Source organism: Mycobacterium sp. 1423905.2 (assembly GCF_001673155.1).
GTDB lineage: Bacteria > Actinomycetota > Actinomycetes > Mycobacteriales > Mycobacteriaceae > Mycobacterium.
On record NZ_LZLE01000357.1, the window covers coordinates 1 to 17,870 of the forward strand.

Here is a 17,870-nt window from a genome sequence, read left to right on the forward strand (position 1 = left end):
AGCCGCAGCCGGTCCATCACGAGCCGCCGAGCCCGTCGGTGTTCGGGCACGAGCCGCCTGCGACGCACACACCGCCGCCACCGACACCAGCGCCGGCACCAAAGCCACCACCAACACCCGCCTGACCACCAACGACACCACCAATACCAGCCTGGCCACCAACGGCCCCACCAATGCCGGCCTGGCCGCCGACGCCAGCACCGGCACCGAAGCCACCGCCGATTCCGGCCTGACCACCGACGCCGGCACCAACACCGAAGCCACCGCCAATCCCAGCTTGACCACCGATCACTCCGCCGATCCCGGCCTGACCACCGACACCGGCGCCAACGCCCAAGCCGCCGCCGATCCCAGCTCCCGCGCCACCGCCTAGGCCCAGGCCAAGACCGGCACCGATCTGGCCACCGATGGCTGCCTGACCGCCTAAGCCGAAGCCCAGCCCAGCACCTAGACCGGTCTGAGCACCAACGCCGAGACCTGCACCGATCTGAGCACCGATTCCGGCTTCAAAGCCAGCGCCGAAGCCCAGACCCGTTTGTGCGCCAAAGCCCACTGGGGCGCCGAAACCGACCGGGGCGCCAAAGCCGAAACCGACCGGCGCGCCGAAGCCGAAGCCCGCCGGTGCACCGAAACCGGCCGGGCCGCCGAAACCGATCGGAGACCCGAACCCGCCCGTCGGCTCAGCGAACCCGAAGCCAGGAGCGAAGCCGCCCAAGCCCGTCTGCCAACCCAGGCCTAAGCCGCTCGCGAGCCCAGCACCCACATCAGTCACGACGGCATCAGCCAACCCGGCCCCGACATCCGCGGCAACGACTCCCGCATCCCCGGCCACCGCAGCAGCGTCACCAATCACCGCCCCGGCGTCCTGAGCAATCAGGCCGGGAACGTACGCGGCGTCCTGCGCGATCAACCCGGGGACGTACGAAGGACCGCCAGCAATGTAGCCGGGGTCGTATCCGTAGTCCGGGGTCGGCGCGAACCCATACTGATCAGCCACCACCTGTTGCAGACCACCGACCGGGTCGACCGGGTCGAGGGCGAGACCAGGCACCGCACTAGCCGCCACGGAGGAGAACTCGTCGGGCGAGATATTGATCAAGCCGGCGTTGGTCATGGCTTGCCCGGGAGCGGCGACGAAGGACCGCGCCGCCTCTTCACTGCGGAACAGGCTCAGGATGTAGTCGATAAGCGAGGCCATCTTCTTCCCTTCGATCATGTGGGCCGCCGCACGGGCGGCGCTCTGCGATTCACGCTATGGATTCCGGCGCTTCGCCGAATCGGGGCGAGAACCCCCAGTCGATAGGGCATCCACCGGGGTTGCGGGGCCCCCAGGGTTAGGGGGTTAGGGGCATGGCGGGGGTTCTTTCGGGCAGCCGGACAGCACCCCGGAACCGCCGCATTTAAGCTGCTCAACGCGTTAAAAGAACTCCGCCTAGCCGTCAGGCGAGCAGCGAAACTACCCGTGAATACCGAAGTCTGGGTGGTCTGGCTGAGGAGCATCCGGATGAACGACCGGGTGGTGCCAGAGGCCCGGGTCGTCGGGAGGAAAGCCGCCGTGAGGAGCGCCCCACTCGTGCACCTCACCATCGGTGACCAGGAAAGACGGATCATGCGGTGCCACGCTGACCGGTTGCGGCTCCGCGGGCAGCTCAACCGGCTGATGCACGATCGGCTGTTGGATCACACCGTTCGCCGGCTGGTGGTAGGAGACAACGGTCGCCGGCGTATGAGGAGCGAAGGCATCAAAGGCAGCCGTCGCCGCACCGCTCGCCCACACGTTGCTGTGCTCGGCGATCTGGCTTCCACCGGCGGCTCCGGCAGGATTTCCCATCGACAGGGAATCCGACACCATGGGAATCAGATTATTGACGTCTACGCTGGTCACATCAACGAGGTGGGCGTCGGCGATCGATTTCGCCGGGTCCGCGGCATACCGGGCGGCCGCTTCGGGATCGCGTACTAGAGATATGACAAAGTCGAGTAGCGAGTTTGCCACTACGCGCCTCCTTGCCGCACCCGATTCAGCGCCAAGCCGAAGCCCGATCACTTGCCACGATGTTATCGGTTCAAGAGGACGGTTGTGATCGGTGCGCAACCCGACTGGCTTATAACGGTATTAGGGGATGGCATATTAGGGGAATTACGGGGATTGGCGGTGGCGATTTGATCGACATGCCAGGTGCAACGCTGTGACGGGCGCACCGTTCGACTTCCCGCCGGCGGCGCGTGACGCGTTGCGAGACGTCGCCAACGCGGCGACGGTTCCGGTCAAGGTGTTGTTCAGCGGCGGTATCGGAACCGGCAAGACGACGATTCTGAGCGCCGCCCGCGACACGCTTCGCAACGGCGGACTGACCGTGCTCGGACAGGCGCCGCGCAACGGTGACGAGTCCGGCGCCGCACTCGTCGTCGACGACCTCCACCTCCTCAGCGACTCAGAACTGCTCCGCCTTACCGAATGCATTGCCGACCCGCACGCCACCGTCGTCGCCGCCACCGAAGCCCGCGAACAGCGACCCGCTTTGCGAGCCCTGGTGACCGCCATCGAGCGGGAACGTCCGCGCATACCGCTCGGCAGACTGCCAGTTGGCGAGCACCTGCTCGACTGCACCGCAGGGCTGCCGTTGCTTGTCAGCGCGGTAGCCGAAAGCGATGAATCTCCGGACCGTGCGGCCACATTCGCATTGCTGGAACGGTTGCGCCGACTGGACGATCCGGTCCTCGACACGTTGCTCATCATGTCGCTGGCGACAAGCCTCGGCAGTACCGATGTGGCTGGCGCACAGCATGTTTCGATTTCCGAGGCGCGCGATCTGGTCGATCGAGCGCGGGCCAGCGGACTCGTCGATCCGTCGCATCCACCGGCGTTCCGGCAATTGGTTCACGATTGCGTCGCCCAACTGGTCGGCAATGCACGCCATCACCAGGCCGAAATCTCCTTGCTGCGTTCCCAATTGGAGATCGCAGGGGTGTCCCTCGACTTTGCTTTGGGGCTTGCCGAACACGGGCTGCGCGACGATCGACTGGCCGCCATCCTGGCGCAGCATGCGCAGGACGCGGGCGGCGATCCGGTCCAGTCGGCGCGACTGTACAAGGCAGCGATACGAGCCGGCGCCCAAAGTTTGACGTCACGACTGGCCGATGCGCTCGCGCTCACCGGAGACTGCGTCGGCGCGGCGGCTCTGGCCGACGGACTACTTCCCTCGTCCGATCCCACCGAACGCGCCGCTGCAGTGCGCGTTGCGGCGAGCGTCGCGGCCCACGACGGGAACACTGACCAGGCGGCGGAACTGTTCACCTGGCTTGGTCCGCACCCTGACGCGGTGGTCGGTGCGGCCGCCGCGATCGTGCTGGCCGCTCACGGCGATCTTCCCGCAGCCCGGGCGGCACTGCGCCTCAAGGATGCCGGTCCACCGACGATTGCCGCACGGGCTTCCCGCGGTCTTGCCGAAGGACTGCTCGCGACCATGGATCAGCCTTACCAGGCGGCCATGGCCAAACTCGGCCAGTCCATTGCGACCGAACACGTGATCAGCCAGATCATGCCGGACAGTCCGGCAGCTCTGGTGACGCTGGCCGCCATTCATGGGGGCGATCCGGTTCGGGCCCGCAGTGTGATCGGGCACGCGTTGCGCTCCCCGGCGAACAAGCCGTTCGAACGTCGGCACCTGTTGCTGTCGGGTTGGATCAAGATGCAGGAGGGGCAGCTGACGGCTGCCACCGCCGACGCCACCGCGGCCTGTTCCGGCACGGAGCTGCACCGCCGCGACGCACTGTGGGCGACGGCGTTGCAAACGGCGATCGCCCGCCGCAACGCGGACACCGGTGCGCTGCGGAAGCATTGGTATGCGGCCATGGAGGTGCTTGCCGAGTACACGATCGACCTGTTCGCGCTCCTGCCGTTGGGCGAATTGTGGGTTGCTGCGGCCCGGATGCGCCAAGTCGAGCAACTGCGTCACGCGTTGGATGAGGCGTTCGCGCTGCTCGATTCGCTGGGAAATCCGCCGTTGTGGTCAATCTCACTGCACTGGTCCGGCGTCCATGCCGGAATCCTCAGCAGCTCACCGGAATCGGTGGCCCCGCACGGCCAAGCCCTCAGCGGTGCGGCCACCCGAAGCGCTCTTGCTCAAGTGCTGTCCGGGGCCGGCCGAACGTGGCTCAGAGTGCTCGCCGACCAGGTCAACGTCAATGAAGTCACCGTCGCCGCGCGGTCGCTGTCCCGGGTGGGCCTGACCTCGGACGCCACCCGGCTGGCCGGTCAGGCGGCCCTGCAAACCCCCGACGCCCGAGTATCCGGAGCAATGCTGCAGCTGGCTCGAGACCTCAAACTCGGCACCGGACCCGCCGAAATGCCCACCGAGGCATCCGAAATCGAGTCCTTGGCGGTCAAGGCGCCCCCGCCAGGACAGCCACCGGCCGGGTCGCCGCTGTCGGACCGGGAACGTGAGGTTGCCGAGCTCCTATTATTGGGGTTGCCCTACCGCGACATCGGCGGCCAATTGTTTATCTCCGCGAAAACGGTCGAACACCATGTTGCCCGGATCCGTCGTCGGTTGGGTGCCGGTTCCCGCTCGGAGATGATGTCGATGCTGCGTGCGATGCTGGCGCCACAGGCTTGAACCGCAGGTGAAAGGCACCTACTACGGGCGAGTTAGGACAGCCTTTCTCGCGGTCAGAGTCGAATAGATGTCACTATGGGCTGGCTGAGCAGGTAACAAAGCCGGCCAGCGTAACAATGCATTGGAGATACCTTCGGTGACCACGCAAATGCTCATCAGACTGATAGTGGGCATGGGCATGACGCTCGTCGTGCTCGGATTAGCTGCGCGGCGCGTTCTGTGGCTGTTCAAGTTGGTCACATCGGGCAAGCCCGCGCCCGGGCACACCAACGACCCCGGCAGACGTCTCTGGACGGAGATCGCCGAAGTCTTCGGTCAGCGCCGCCTTTTGAAGTGGTCGATTCCCGGCCTGGCGCACTTCTTCACCATGTGGGGATTCTTCATCCTGTTGACGGTCTACATCGAGGCCTACGGTTATCTCTTCCAGCCAAACTTTCACATCCCGATCATCGGCCGGTGGGACGCGCTGGGCTTCCTCCAGGACTTCTTTGCGACGGCCGTGTTCCTCGGCATCACGACGTTCGCCATCATTCGGCTCCGCCGCGGTCCGCGCGAGATTGGTCGCGCCTCACGGTTCTACGGCTCCCACACCGGTGGTGCCTGGCTGATCCTCTTCATGATCTTCAACGTCATCTGGACCTACGTCCTGGTCCGCGGGTCGGCGGTCAACAACGGCACACTGCCCTACGGCAAGCCGGCATTCCTCTCACACCTGTTCGGCGCCATTCTGCGTCCGCTGGGCCAGCCCGCTAACGAGATCATCGAGACCACCGCGCTGCTTCTGCACATCGGTGTCATGCTGGCCTTCCTGGTCATCGTGCTGCACTCCAAGCACCTGCATATCTTTTCCGCGCCAATCAATGTCGTGTTCAAGCGGTTGCCCGACGGCTTGGGCCCGCTGCTGCCGATCGAGGCCGACGGCAAGCCGATCGACTTCGAAAACCCGCCGGACGATGCCGAATTCGGCCGCGGCAAGATCGAGGACTTCAGCTGGAAGGCGATGCTCGACTTCGCCACCTGCACCGAATGTGGCCGTTGCCAGTCGCAGTGCCCGGCCTGGAACACCGGCAAGCCCCTCTCGCCGAAGCTGGTCATCATGGACCTCCGGGATCACTGGATGGCCAAGGCGCCCTACATCCTTGGCGAGAAGGAAAGCCCGCTGGAGAGCACCCCGGAGGGGGGTCTCGGCGAGAAGCTGCAGCGCGACGAGCATTACGAAGAGCACCACGTGCCCGAGTCCGGCTTCGGCCGGGTGCTCGGTTCTGGACCTGAGCAGGCCACCCGACCGTTGGTCGGCACCGCCGAACAGGGCGGCGTCATCGACCCCGACGTGCTGTGGTCCTGTGTCACCTGCGGCGCCTGCGTCGAGCAGTGCCCGGTCGACATCGAGCACGTCGACCACATCGTGGACATGCGCCGTTACCAGGTGATGATGGAATCGGAGTTCCCCTCCGAACTCTCCGTCCTGTTCAAAAATCTGGAGAACAAGGGCAATCCGTGGGGACAGAACGCATCTGACCGCACCAACTGGATCGACGAGGTCGACTTCGACGTTCCCGTTTACGGTCAGGACGTCGAAAGCTTCGACGGTTACGAGTACCTGTTCTGGGTGGGCTGCGCCGGCGCCTACGACGACAAGGCGAAGAAGACCACCAAAGCCGTCGCCGAACTGCTGTCCATCGCAGGAGTCAAGTACCTGGTGCTGGGCGCCGGCGAAACCTGCAACGGCGACTCTGCGCGCCGCTCCGGTAACGAGTTCTTGTTCCAGCAGTTGGCGCAACAGGCCGTCGAGACACTCGACGAGCTCTTCGAAGGTGTGGAGACCGTCGACCGCAAGATCGTCGTCACCTGCCCGCACTGCTTCAACACCCTGGGCCGCGAATACAAGCAGCTGGGCAGCAACTACAGCGTGTTGCACCACACTCAGCTGCTCAACAGGCTCATCCGCGACAACAAGCTGGTCCCCGTTACGCCTGTCTCTCAAGACATCACGTACCACGACCCGTGCTACTTGGGCCGGCACAACAAGGTCTACGAGGCGCCGCGTGAGTTGATCGGCGCCGCCGGAGCAACCTTGACCGAGATGCCGCGTCACGCCGAGCGCAGCTTCTGCTGCGGCGCCGGCGGAGCACGGATGTGGATGGAAGAACACATCGGTAAGCGCATCAACCACGAACGTGTCGATGAGGCGCTGGCCACCAACGCCGCCACCATCGCCACCGGTTGCCCGTTCTGCCGCGTCATGGTCAGCGACGGTGTCAACGACCGGCAGGAAGAGGCCGGCCGCAGCGGCGTCGAGGTGCTCGACGTAGCGCAGGTGCTGCTGGGTTCGCTGGATCGTGACTCGGTGAAGCTGCCCGAAAAGGGCACCGCCGCAAAGGAAGCCGAAGAACGCGCCGCTAAGGCGGAGCCCAAGGCTGCCGTGGCCACCGCCCCCGCCGAGGCGCCGGAAGAAACCCCCGCCGCGGAACCGGAAGCACCCGCCGCCGCGGCTCCTGCGGCACCGGCTGCACCCGCCAAGGGACTCGGCATCGCCGGTGGCGCCAAGCGACCCGGCGCTAAGAAAGCAGCACCGGGCGCCGACAAGGATGCAGCGCCGGAGGCCAAAGCGCCGGCGGCACCGGCCAAGGGACTCGGCATCGCCGGTGGCGCCAAGCGACCCGGCGCCAAGAAGACAGCACCAGCTGCCGCCGAGGCCGAGGCTGAGTCGACGCCGAAAGCTGAAGCCGCCCCGGAGGCGAAAGCCCCGGCCGCGCCCGCCAAGGGCCTCGGCCTCGCCGCCGGTGCCAAGCGACCCGGCGCCAAGAAGACAGCGCCCAAGGCGGCCGCACCGGTTACCGAGGCGCCCGCCACCGAAGAGGCGCCCGCAGCTCAGGCCGAGCCAGCGGCTGAGGCGGAGCCGTCGGCGCCAGAGAAACCGGCCGCGCCGGTCAAGGGACTCGGCATCGCCGCCGGCGCCAAGCGGCCAGGGGCGAAGAAGAGCCCCGCCAAAGCCGCCGCGCCGGCCGCACCGGCCGAGGGCGAGCCCGAAGCCGAGTCCGAGCACACGCCGGAGGCAAAGTCGGAGCCGGAGTCTTCCACCGAGACCAATGGTGACCCGAAGCCGCCGACCGCGCCGGTCAAGGGACTGGGCATCGCGCGCGGTGCGCGTCCGCCGGGTAAGCGCTGATCACGACTTGGCGTCGCTCAGCAAATATCAGTGGACAGCGATGGCACCATAGTGGACGTGACCACTCACCAGGCGCCCTGGCACGCCGCCAGTCATCAACGGCAGCGTGCCTTCGCGCAGTCGTCCAAGTTGCAGGACGTTCTGTACGAGATTCGGGGACCGGTGCACCAGCACGCCGCACGGCTGGAAGCCGAGGGGCACCGCATCCTCAAGCTCAACATCGGTAACCCGGCGCCGTTCGGCTTCGAGGCGCCCGACGTGATCATGCGCGACATGATTCAGGCGCTGCCCTATGCCCAGGGCTACTCCGATTCGCAGGGCATCCTGCCGGCTCGGCGCGCGGTGGTCACTCGTTATGAGCTGGTCGAGGGCTTCCCGCGGTTCGACGTCGACGACGTCTACCTCGGCAACGGTGTCTCGGAACTGATCACGATGACGCTGCAGGCCTTGCTGGACAACGGTGATCAGGTGCTGATCCCCTCGCCCGACTATCCGTTGTGGACGGCGTCGACTTCGTTGGCGGGCGGCACACCCGTGCATTACCTCTGTGACGAGACCCAAGACTGGCAGCCCGACATCGCCGACATCGAGTCTAAGATCACCGAACGCACCAAGGCGCTGGTCGTCATCAATCCCAATAACCCGACCGGCGCGGTATACAGCCGCGAAATCCTCACGCAGATGGTCGAATTGGCACGCAAGCATCAACTGCTGCTGCTTGCCGATGAGATCTACGACAAGATCCTGTACGAGGACGCCAAACACATCAGCCTGGCCACGCTCGCGCCGGACATGTTGTGCCTGACGTTCAATGGGTTGTCCAAGGCCTACCGGGTGGCCGGGTACCGGTCCGGCTGGTTGGCGATCACCGGGCCCAAGGACCACGCGAGCAGTTTCATCGAAGGCATCAGCCTGCTGGCCAATATGCGGTTGTGCCCAAATGTCCCGGCGCAGCACGCAATCCAGGTCGCCCTGGGTGGTCACCAGAGCATCGACGACCTGGTGCTGCCGGGCGGCCGGCTGCTCGAGCAGCGCGACGTCGCCTGGCAGAAGCTCAACGAGATTCCCGGGGTGTCGTGCGTCAAGCCCAAGGGCGCGTTGTACGCCTTCCCCCGGCTGGATCCCGAGGTCTACGACATCGCCGACGACGAGCAACTCGTCCTGGACCTGCTGTTGTCGGAGAAGATACTGGTCACCCAGGGCACCGGTTTCAATTGGCCCGCACCGGATCACCTGCGCCTGGTAACGCTGCCGTGGTCGCGCGATCTCGCCGCGGCGATCGAGCGGCTGGGCAATTTCTTGGTCAGCTATCGGCAGTAGCGGCGATATGAGGCCAATGCCTCATGTGCCACCGCGGCCTTAGTCGCGACGATCTCCACATCGCCTCTCGGAATGGAGATCCCACATGTCGTTTGTGATTGCGACGCCAGCGATGATGTCGTCCGCGGTCTCGGATTTGACCGCTATCGGGTCAGCCCTTAGTGCGGCACACGCCGCCGCGGCGGCGCGGACGACGGAGCTTCTTGCAGCCGGAGCCGACGAGGTCTCGGCGGCCATCGCGGCACTGTTCTCCGGGCACGCGCAGGAGTATCAAGCGCTCAGCGCGCGGGCGGCGGCGTTCCACGAGGACTTCGTGCACGCCTTGACCACAGGCGCGCAGTCGTACGTCAGCGCCGAGGCCGCCGCTGTCACTCCTCTGCAAGATCTTCTCGACGTCATCAACGCGCCGTTCCAAGGCTTGGTAGGGCGCCCACTGATCGGTGACGGCGCCAACGCCGCGCCCGGCAGCGGGGCCAACGGCGGGGCCGGCGGCCTGTTGATCGGCAACGGCGGGGCCGGCGGATCGGGCGGGCCTGGTCTGCCGGGCGGCAACGGCGGAGCCGCGGGACTGTTCGGCAACGGCGGACCAGGCGGGGCAGGCGGCAATATCGGGATCGGCACCGGCGGCGCCGGTGGCACCGGCGGTGCGGGGGGACTGCTGTTCGGCACCGGAGGGATCGGCGGGTCAGGCGGCAACGCCAACCTGGGGAGCGCCGGTGTGGGCGGAACCGGCGGCACCGCAGGCATATTCGGCAGCGGCGGAGCCGGCGGTACCGGCGGAAATACCATAACCGGCACCAACGCCGGAAACGGTGGTGCCGGCGGCTCGGGTGGGTTGTTCGGCGACGGCGGCCATGGCGGGTTCGGCGGCAAAGGCGGCACCAGCGGCGGGGACGGCGGCGCCGGCGGTGCTGGTGGCCTGCTCGGCGGCTCGGGCGGGGATGGAGGCATCGGCGGTCAAGGCATCACTGCCGGCGGTGCCGGTGGCGCCGGGGGAAACGCCGGCACGCTGTACGGTTCCGCCGGCACGGGTGGCACGGGTGGCATCGGCAATACCAGCGGCGGGATCGGCGGGGCCGGCGGCAACGCTTCTGGTCTGCTGGGTTCCGGCGGCGCGGGCGGCACCGGCGGGTTCGGCGGCACCGCCGGTGGACCCGGCGGTGCTGGTGGCAGCGGCGGCTTGCTCTTCGGCTCCGGTGGTGCCGGCGGGCTAGGCGGTGGCGCAAACGTGTTCGGCGGTACGGGTGGCAGCGGCGGCACCGCCGGCATGTTCTGGGGCAATGGCGGCGCCGGGGGTCTCGGTGGGTCCGCCAACGTGTTCGGCGGTGACGGCGGCGCCGGGGGCAAGGCTGGAGCAGTCGGTACCGGCGGCGACGGCGGCGACGGCGGCAGCGCCGGAACTGCAGGGACGGGCGGCGGCAAGGGCGGGGCCGGTGGCGCGGCCGTGCTCATCGGCAATGGCGGTGCCGGCGGCAACGGCGGTACCGGGCCGAACTTCGGGACGGCCGGCACCGGGGGAACCGGCGGCTTACTGCTCGGGCTCCCCGGGGTCAGCGGGTTACCGTGACGGCGAGTGCCGCCCGAATCACCCGCGCTCCAACAGCTGTAGTAGGTAGTCACCGTATCCCGACTTGACCAGGCCGTTTGCGCGCTCAGCCAACTCGTTGTCGTCGATCCACCCGCGCCGCCACGCGACTTCCTCCGGGACGCTGATCTTCAGGCCCTGCCGTCGTTCCAGCGTCCGCACAAAGTCGCAGGCGTCAAGCAGTGAATCGAAAGTGCCGGTGTCCAACCAGGCCGTGCCGCGCGCCATCACTTCCACCGCGAGTCGTCCGCGGTTCAAATAGATTTGGTTGACTTCAGTGATCTCGTACTCACCGCGCGCCGACTTCTTCAAGCCCTTGGCGATCTCGATCACGTCATTGTCGTAGAAGTACAGACCGGGCACCGCGTACTGAGACTTCGGCGTGGCCGGCTTTTCCTCGAGCGACAGTGCCATGCCGTCAGCGTCGAATTCAACCACACCGTATGCCGAGGGATTGGCCACCCAGTACGCGAAAATCGCTCCGCCATCGATGTTTTGGTAGCGATCGAGGCTGGTTCCCAGACGGGGACCGTAGAAGATGTTGTCGCCCAATACCAGAGCCACTGGATCGTTGCCAATGTGCTTCTCGCCGAGCACAAAAGCCTGCGCCAGGCCCTCGGGTTGATCCTGGGTCGCATAGGTGATGTCGATGCCGAATTGCGTGCCGTCGCCCAGTAGTCGTTCGAACCCCGGCGCGTCGTGGGGGGTCGTGATGACCAGGACGTCTCGGATGCCCGCCATCATCAACGTGGAGAGCGGGTAATAGACCATCGGCTTGTCGTAAACCGGCAGCAGTTGCTTACTGATCCCCATGGTGATCGGATGCAGGCGAGTACCCGAACCGCCGGCCAAGATGATCCCGCGCATAAGTGCCCCTAACGCCTAATCCACCAAGTCGGACTCGGTCAGATCGGTGGCCGAAAGAGCCGATTCCAGACTCTCGTGCCGAAACACCGAGGTGACGTGATCCCTGACGACACGGAACGCGGAGGCCGACGTGGCTGCGCCCTCGTTGATCTTCTGTTCGACCACGACGACGCCGTCGTGCACGTAAATGCGGCCGACTTCGGCCGTAACGGATTGCGATTGTGCCCAGTTGCGTAGCGCTTCATGGCCTTGCGCGGCTCCGTGCGCGTCGCCAATCTCGATGTCGTCACTGGACAACGCCACCAACGTCGCTAGGTCCTTGGCGTTCAGAGCGTCCTGCCAAGCCAGGACGGTGGCCATCTCGGATGTGGTCATGGTCTGTCAGTTTAGAGAGGCGTGTGGTCGAGCCATTTTTGCCATACGGCGTCGTCTCCGAACAATTGAATGCCAGTGTCGGTCAGCGCTATTCGGCGCAACATCGCCAGCAACAACTCCGTGGCGCCGCCGCGCAGCGCCACGGTGCCTTTGCCGTGCTCGTGCGACCAGTTCACCTTCCCGCCCCTAACGCCCGCTGTCCACTCGCCGGGCTCGTTGAGGTCGGGATCGGTGGCGTGGAAGTGGATGGTTTGGCCTTCGTCAATCGGCAGCACCGCTCCCCCGCTCCCGGCCTGAATCGCGACGCGCTCAAGCCATTCGGTGATTGCATCGGCAGCCAGGTTTGCGTCGTATGTGAACTCGATTCCGAGGGCCAGGGCGGCGTCAGCTCGGTGCACGGCGGTCTCGTGCAACCTGCGGCGGATCCACCAGTTGGCGGGTCGGGCACCCAAGAAGGTCCATACCGGTGTTTCCGCACCGGTTTGTTCGACGGCGTCGAGCAGGCGCTGTGCCCCGCCGTACAACCACGACGCGGCGTCGTCAGGGTTGGGCGGGGGCTTGCCGCCTTCGACACTGCGCCAATCGAGCGGTTCACTCAAGCGATCACGGACGATCTGGGCGGCCCACCTGTCCCCGCGCCCGACATGGCGCATCATCTTCTCGAGGGTCCAACCCGGGCAGGTCGGCACCGGCTGAGACCTGTCGTTGCCGTGGAGCAGTTCTGCGAAGGTGCGGTTCTCGCCGACAAAGGCCGAAGCGTAGTCCACGCCGGTCACGCTACAAGAGAACGCGGGTGCGTAGAGCGTTGTTGGGCTGGGCAAATGCGCGCCAAATAACGACGCACATTCCCGTTCGTTTCAAGAAATCTTTGTCGGCGAAGTGTGGCATAATCGAACATATGTTCGATGATGTGGTGGCGCGGTTCGCCGAGCACTTCGAGCGGTGCTATCCATCGACGACGGCACAGTCCACGGCCCTGCTCGATACGGTGTGCGCCATGTCGCGGTTCGAGAATCGGGCCGCTGCCGCGCAACTGGCGGCGATTGGCGAATTGTTCGCCTACCGGCTTTCACGCTGCTCAGAGACCGAGGACTGGGCGGTGGACACCATGGAGGCGGTCGCGGCCGAGGTCGGCGCGGCGCTGCGGATCAGTCAAGGCCTGGCGCTGAGTCGGCTTCGCTATGCCCGGGCCATGCGTGAGCGCCTACCGCGGGTGGCGGCACTGTTCAAAGCCGGCGACATCGACTGTCGAATGTTTCAGACGATCGTGTACCGCACGGAGCTGATCACCGACGCTGACGTGCTGGCCGCTGTGGACACCGACCTATCCCGCAAGCTGCCGCGCTGGCCGTCGCTCAGCCACGGCCGGTTGTGTGGGCAGATCGACAAGATTGTGGCCAAGGCCGACGCCGATGCGGTGCGCCGCCGCAAAGAACGACACGAGGGTCGGGAGATCTGGATCGGTGACGATCTGGACGGCATCTCCTACCTCGAGGGCCGCCTGTTGACCCCGGACGCCCACGCACTCGACGAGCGCTTGACCGCACTCGCCCGGACGGTCTGTGAGCATGACCACCGCACCGCAGCGCAGCGACGCGCCGACGCACTGGGCGCCTTGGCCGGCGACTCCGACCGGCTGGGTTGTCGGTGCGGGCGGGCAGACTGCGCTGCCGGTGGCCGCCCCCCCGCCAGCCCCGTGGTCATCCATGTGATCGCCGAACACGCCACCCTTGCCGGCACTGGTTCGGAGCCGGGTTCTTTCGTGGGCGCCGACGGGCTCATCACCCCAGAACTGCTCCACGACTTAGCACAAACGGCCAAGCTGGTGCCGCTGGTCCACCCCGCCGACGCCCCGCCCGAGCCCGGCTACACCCCCTCCAAAGCGTTGGCCGACTTTGTGCGTTGCCGCGACCTGACCTGTCGCTGGCCCGGCTGTGACCGCCCGGCCGTCCATTGCGACCTCGACCACACCATCCCGTACGCCCAAGGTGGACCCACCCATGCGTCGAACATCAAGTGCTATTGCCGCACTCACCACCTGCTCAAGACCTTCTGGGGCTGGGCCGAGAAACAACTCCCCGACGGCACCCTGATCCTGACCTCCCCGGCCGGCCACACTTATGTCACCACCCCCGGCAGCGCGTTGCTGTTCCCGAGTTTGTGTCACGCGGTGGGCGGGTTTGCCAGCCCTGAAGTCGACCTGCCCCTGGACTATTGCGGCGAACGCACGGCCATGATGCCCAAACGCCGTCGCACCCGCGCGCAAAACCACGCCAGCCGCATCGCCACCGAACGCAACCACAACCGCGCGGCCCGTCTGACCCGAAAAGCGCAGACTCCGAGCTACTTTGGGCCTGCCCCGCCGGACGCCGACGACGACCCGCCGCCGTTCTAGACGGCGAACAAGCGCCACTCGCCGGGCACACCCTTGAGCTGATGAGTGCCGGGGTCCTCGAACTCGAGCCCCGACCCGATCACCAGATCCCGCAGTGCGCTGGAGACCAGCACGTCGTTCTGTCCCGCCCGTGCGCTCACCCGCGCGTCGGTGTGTACGGCGAGGCCGCCGATGTCATCGCCACGGACTTCACATTCACCGGTGTGCAATCCGGCACGCACCTCGAAGCCACGGTCAGGCCCGGCGTCGCAGGTCGGAGCCACGCGACGACCGCCCCCGCGCTAGCGCCAGTCCGTTAGCGCCGCGACCCCAGTCGGAACACCCGCCAACCGGCTTGCTGCCATCGAGCGACGTCCAGGCAGTTGCGGCCGTCGACGATGACACGAGCCCGTACCCGATCGGCCAGATCGTTGGGATCGAGGTCGACGAACTCGCGCCATTCGGTAAGCACCAGAACGGCATCCGCGCGCTCGCAGGCCTCGGCCACCGAAACCGCGTAGTTCAGAGTCGGGAAAAGCCTCTTGGCGTTGTCCAGCGCTTTGGGGTCGTACACGTTGACCGCCGCGCCGTTCAGCTGGAGTTGGCCTGCCACGTTGAGGGCAGGCGAATCACGCACATCATCAGATTCCGGTTTGAATGCCGCGCCCAGAACGGCGATGTTGGCACCCAGCAGCGCACCGCCGCATGCGGCAGTAGCCAACTCGACCATGCGGGTGCGCCGGCGCATGTTGATGCTGTCGACTTCGCGCAAGAAGGTCAGTGCCTGGTCTGCGCCGAGTTCACCGGCGCGGGCCATGAAGGCGCGGATGTCCTTGGGCAGGCAGCCGCCGCCAAAACCCAACCCGGCGTTCAGGCATTGGCGTCCGATGCGCGGGTCATACCCAAGCGCATCGGCCAGCAGGCCGACATCAGCACCGGCGGCCTCACAGACCTCCGATATGGCGTTGATGAACGAAATCTTGGTCGCCAGAAAGGCATTGGCGGATACCTTGACCAGCTCCGCGGTCTGCAGATCGGTCACCAGAAACGGCACCCCGGCATCCAACAGCGGAGCATACAACTCCCGCAGCAACACCTCGGCGCGCGTCGAATCATCCTGTACGCCAAGCACGATGCGATCGGGCTGCAGAGTGTCGTGCACCGCGAAACCCTCGCGCAGAAACTCAGGATTCCACGCCACCTCGACGTCAACCCCGGCCGGAGCCAACGCGGTCGCGCGGTGGCTCAGCTCCGCCGCGGTGCCCACCGGAACGGTCGACTTGCCCACCAGCACCGCCGATCTGGTCAAACGCGGCACCAGGGCATCGACGACGGCACGAACATGGCGCAAGTCGGCGCCGTACTCGCCCCGCTTCTGCGGCGTGCCGACACCAAGGAAATGCACGTCGGCGAAGTCGGCGGCCAGGTCGTAATCAGTGGTGAACTGCAACCGCCCGGCAGACAAGTTGTCGGTCAACAACTTTCGCAGTCCGGGCTCATAGAACGGGATGTCACCACCGGCCAGCTTGGCGACCTTACCCGGGTCGATATCGACCCCGACGACCTCGTGTCCCAGCTCAGCCAGTCCGACGGCGTGTGTGGCACCCAGATAACCCGTGCCGAAGATGGTGCACCTCATACCACCGTGTGTAGGTCGCCGCGATGAGCGAACTGCATCGCGACGCTGAACGGCAGATGACAGCTACCCGGCGAGGAGGGACTAGCGGTGACCGCCGCCGTGGCCGCCGCCACCACCATGGCCACCACCGCCGAAGCCGCCGCCACCGTGGCCACCGCCACCGAACGGGCCGCCACCGAACGGACCGCCGCCGAAGCCACCGCCACCGCGACCGCCGCCACCGGGGAAGCCGCCGTCGTCATGGCCACCGCCGCCGCCCCGCCCGGGGCCGCCGGGCAGGCCCGGCAGTTGCGGGCTGAGGATCGGCGGCAAGACGATCGGCACGGGAACGGGCACCGGCGCGGGCGCCGCGGGCACCGGGGCAGGAGCGGGCGCCTCTGGCACCTGAACCTGCGGCACAGGAGCCTGCGGCACCTCGACAGGAGCCTGCGGCGCCGGTGCGGGAGCTTGCGGGGCCGGTGCGGGAGCCTGCGGCACCTCCACCGGAGCTTGCGGCGCCGGGGCAGGGGCTTGGGGCACATTCTCCGGAGCCGGCGCGGGGGCCTGTGGCGCCGGCGCGGGCGCCGATTCGGGAGCAGGCGCCGGCGCTGCCGGAGCGGGTTGAGCCGGAGCGACCAAGTTGTGACCGGGGTCGGGCTTTGTCGCCGACGTGGGCCGGATGCTGACGGCGAGCGCGACTACCAGCGAGGCGACCCCGATGATGAAGATCGACAGCAGAATGCTGCCGGTCATACCGAACGGCCTGCGCTCTTCAGGCGCTTCGAACTGACCGGTCATGTCGCTGGGGACGGCGCTGTAGGCTAGGACGCTGCTGCCGGTGTCCACGCGGTCGGCGACATCGTCGAAATATGCCGCGTCCAGCGCCGACGGGTCGTAGGCGCCAGTGCCCGGGTCCTGCGCCCACGCCAGCGCGGCGGTCGACGACACGAACAGCGGTGTGTTGGCCGACGCCAGCGCGGCGCCTCGGGCCAGCGCCGTCTCGGGCTCTTCGGGCACCGCGAGCGGCAGGGTGGTGGCGGCCTCCAAGGCCGGCTTGATCAGCGGGATGTCGACCCCGGAGCCCACGACGAACACCGCGTCAGGGTGCGTCTGCAGCGTCTCAGCGGTCGACACCATGCGCGACAATTCCGCGACCGCCGCGTCGTCGTCGTCGGGCAGCGTCGTGCGATGGATATCCGTGACGGACCCGTCGGCACTGTCCACCACGGCCAACGTGGCGGTGTCCGGTTCGACGAAGAGCAACGCCGTCTGGGCGTAGTTGGTGGCGTTGCCGACGCTTTGGGCGAGCGCGGCTGCGGCCAGGAACGCCGAGACCAGCATGACGTTCTCGACCTTGCGGGCGGCCAACGCGTCGCGCAGTACGGCGGCACTGATCGGATCGGTCCACGTAACACCGGTCGACGCCAGTTGGTAACCGCCCTCAGCAGCGCCTTCCCTGGTACCAAGGATGGCCGAGATCACTTGCTCGGCCGCGCTGGGCGCGGTCAGTTCTTGGTCGTTATCGACCGCAATCTTGTCTTCGTCGACGGTCGGGCCATCCCCGTTTTCGCCCTCGACCAGCACCATCCGGACTGCCGTTGGCGCCATCGACACACCAAGTACGGTGTCCACAGCTCCCCCATGAGTCTGTTGTGTGAGTCCCCCGACCCTGTAGGTACAACGGTACCCCCACGGTCAATTAGTTCCGGTAACTAGGTAGCTACCTGTGACCTCCACCATGGCCGCCGCCGAAGCCGCCACCACCGCCTAATCCGCCGTGGCCACCGCCGCCGAAGCCGCCCCCGCCGCCGAACGGTCCACCGCCACCGCCGTGACCACCGCCACCGAACGGACCACCACCGAACGGACCGCCGGTGCCATCCCCGCCGTGGCCGCCATCGCCGGTGAACAGCCCGCCCAGGCCACCGTTTCCGCCGACATTG

12 protein-coding genes and 1 pseudogene are annotated in these 17,870 nt (G+C 66.8%); 5 read left to right on the forward strand and 8 right to left on the reverse strand.

Annotation, left to right across the window (positions count from 1 at the left end; genetic code table 11):
• Positions 1–16 precede the first annotated feature (16 nt).
• Positions 17–1,216 carry an IniB N-terminal domain-containing protein gene (locus A9W95_RS28505; RefSeq protein ID WP_371328123.1) on the reverse strand — a complete coding sequence of 400 codons (1,200 nt, stop codon included), beginning with the start codon at positions 1,214–1,216 and terminating at the stop codon, positions 17–19.
• 240 nt (positions 1,217–1,456) lie between these two features.
• A complete protein-coding gene (locus A9W95_RS24805) occupies positions 1,457–1,996 on the reverse strand; it encodes an IniB N-terminal domain-containing protein (RefSeq protein WP_067418878.1) in 540 nt (179 codons plus the stop codon).
• Positions 1,997–2,189: 193 nt separating this feature from the next.
• Here A9W95_RS24805 and iniR point away from each other — a divergent pair, with 193 nt between their 5' ends.
• The 4 genes from iniR to A9W95_RS24825 all read left to right on the forward strand — a co-directional run bounded on the left by iniR (position 2,190) and on the right by A9W95_RS24825 (position 10,675).
• Complete coding sequence (gene iniR / locus A9W95_RS24810; RefSeq protein WP_067418880.1) at positions 2,190–4,619, forward strand: isoniazid response ATPase/transcriptional regulator IniR; 2,430 nt, start codon at positions 2,190–2,192, stop codon at positions 4,617–4,619.
• Positions 4,620–4,755: 136 nt separating this feature from the next.
• Entirely contained in the window at positions 4,756–7,788 is a 3,033-nt protein-coding gene (locus A9W95_RS24815; protein WP_067418881.1) for a (Fe-S)-binding protein, read from the forward strand.
• 30 nt (positions 7,789–7,818) lie between these two features.
• Positions 7,819–9,108, forward strand: a complete 1,290-nt coding sequence (locus A9W95_RS24820; RefSeq protein WP_067418883.1) for a pyridoxal phosphate-dependent aminotransferase — start codon at positions 7,819–7,821, stop codon at positions 9,106–9,108.
• An 85-nt stretch (positions 9,109–9,193) separates the two neighbouring features.
• Positions 9,194–10,675 (forward strand): PE family protein, encoded by a 1,482-nt coding sequence (locus A9W95_RS24825; protein WP_067418884.1) that lies wholly within the window; start codon positions 9,194–9,196, stop codon positions 10,673–10,675.
• Between the two features lie 18 nt (positions 10,676–10,693).
• On the opposite strand, the gene rfbA is transcribed toward A9W95_RS24825, so the two are convergent.
• Genes rfbA through A9W95_RS24840 form a run of 3 tightly spaced genes read right to left on the reverse strand, consistent with a single transcriptional unit; the run spans position 10,694 to position 12,702 of the window.
• Positions 10,694–11,560, reverse strand: a complete 867-nt coding sequence (rfbA, locus tag A9W95_RS24830) for a glucose-1-phosphate thymidylyltransferase RfbA (RefSeq protein WP_067418887.1) — start codon at positions 11,558–11,560, stop codon at positions 10,694–10,696.
• 15 nt (positions 11,561–11,575) lie between these two features.
• Positions 11,576–11,935: a nuclear transport factor 2 family protein gene (locus A9W95_RS24835; RefSeq protein WP_067418888.1), complete on the reverse strand. Its 360-nt coding sequence runs from the start codon at positions 11,933–11,935 to the stop codon at positions 11,576–11,578.
• 11 nt (positions 11,936–11,946) lie between these two features.
• Positions 11,947–12,702 (reverse strand): maleylpyruvate isomerase family mycothiol-dependent enzyme, encoded by a 756-nt coding sequence (locus tag A9W95_RS24840; RefSeq protein ID WP_067418894.1) that lies wholly within the window; start codon positions 12,700–12,702, stop codon positions 11,947–11,949.
• Between the two features lie 131 nt (positions 12,703–12,833).
• Here A9W95_RS24840 and A9W95_RS24845 point away from each other — a divergent pair, with 131 nt between their 5' ends.
• Positions 12,834–14,330, forward strand: a complete 1,497-nt coding sequence (locus A9W95_RS24845) for an HNH endonuclease signature motif containing protein (RefSeq protein WP_067418890.1) — start codon at positions 12,834–12,836, stop codon at positions 14,328–14,330.
• Here A9W95_RS24845 and A9W95_RS24850 read toward each other — a convergent pair.
• From A9W95_RS24850 to A9W95_RS27400, 3 genes and pseudogenes are all read right to left on the reverse strand, one after another.
• Positions 14,327–14,560: pseudogene (locus A9W95_RS24850) on the reverse strand (hydrolase); the annotation flags it as partial. The gene A9W95_RS24845 and the pseudogene A9W95_RS24850 sit on opposite strands and share 4 nt — an antisense overlap.
• A 65-nt stretch (positions 14,561–14,625) precedes the next feature.
• Complete coding sequence (locus tag A9W95_RS24855) at positions 14,626–15,948, reverse strand: UDP-glucose/GDP-mannose dehydrogenase family protein (protein ID WP_067418893.1); 1,323 nt, start codon at positions 15,946–15,948, stop codon at positions 14,626–14,628.
• A gap of 81 nt (positions 15,949–16,029) precedes the next feature.
• Positions 16,030–17,535, reverse strand: a complete 1,506-nt coding sequence (locus A9W95_RS27400) for a hypothetical protein (protein ID WP_067418896.1) — start codon at positions 17,533–17,535, stop codon at positions 16,030–16,032.
• Positions 17,536–17,870 lie beyond the last annotated feature (335 nt).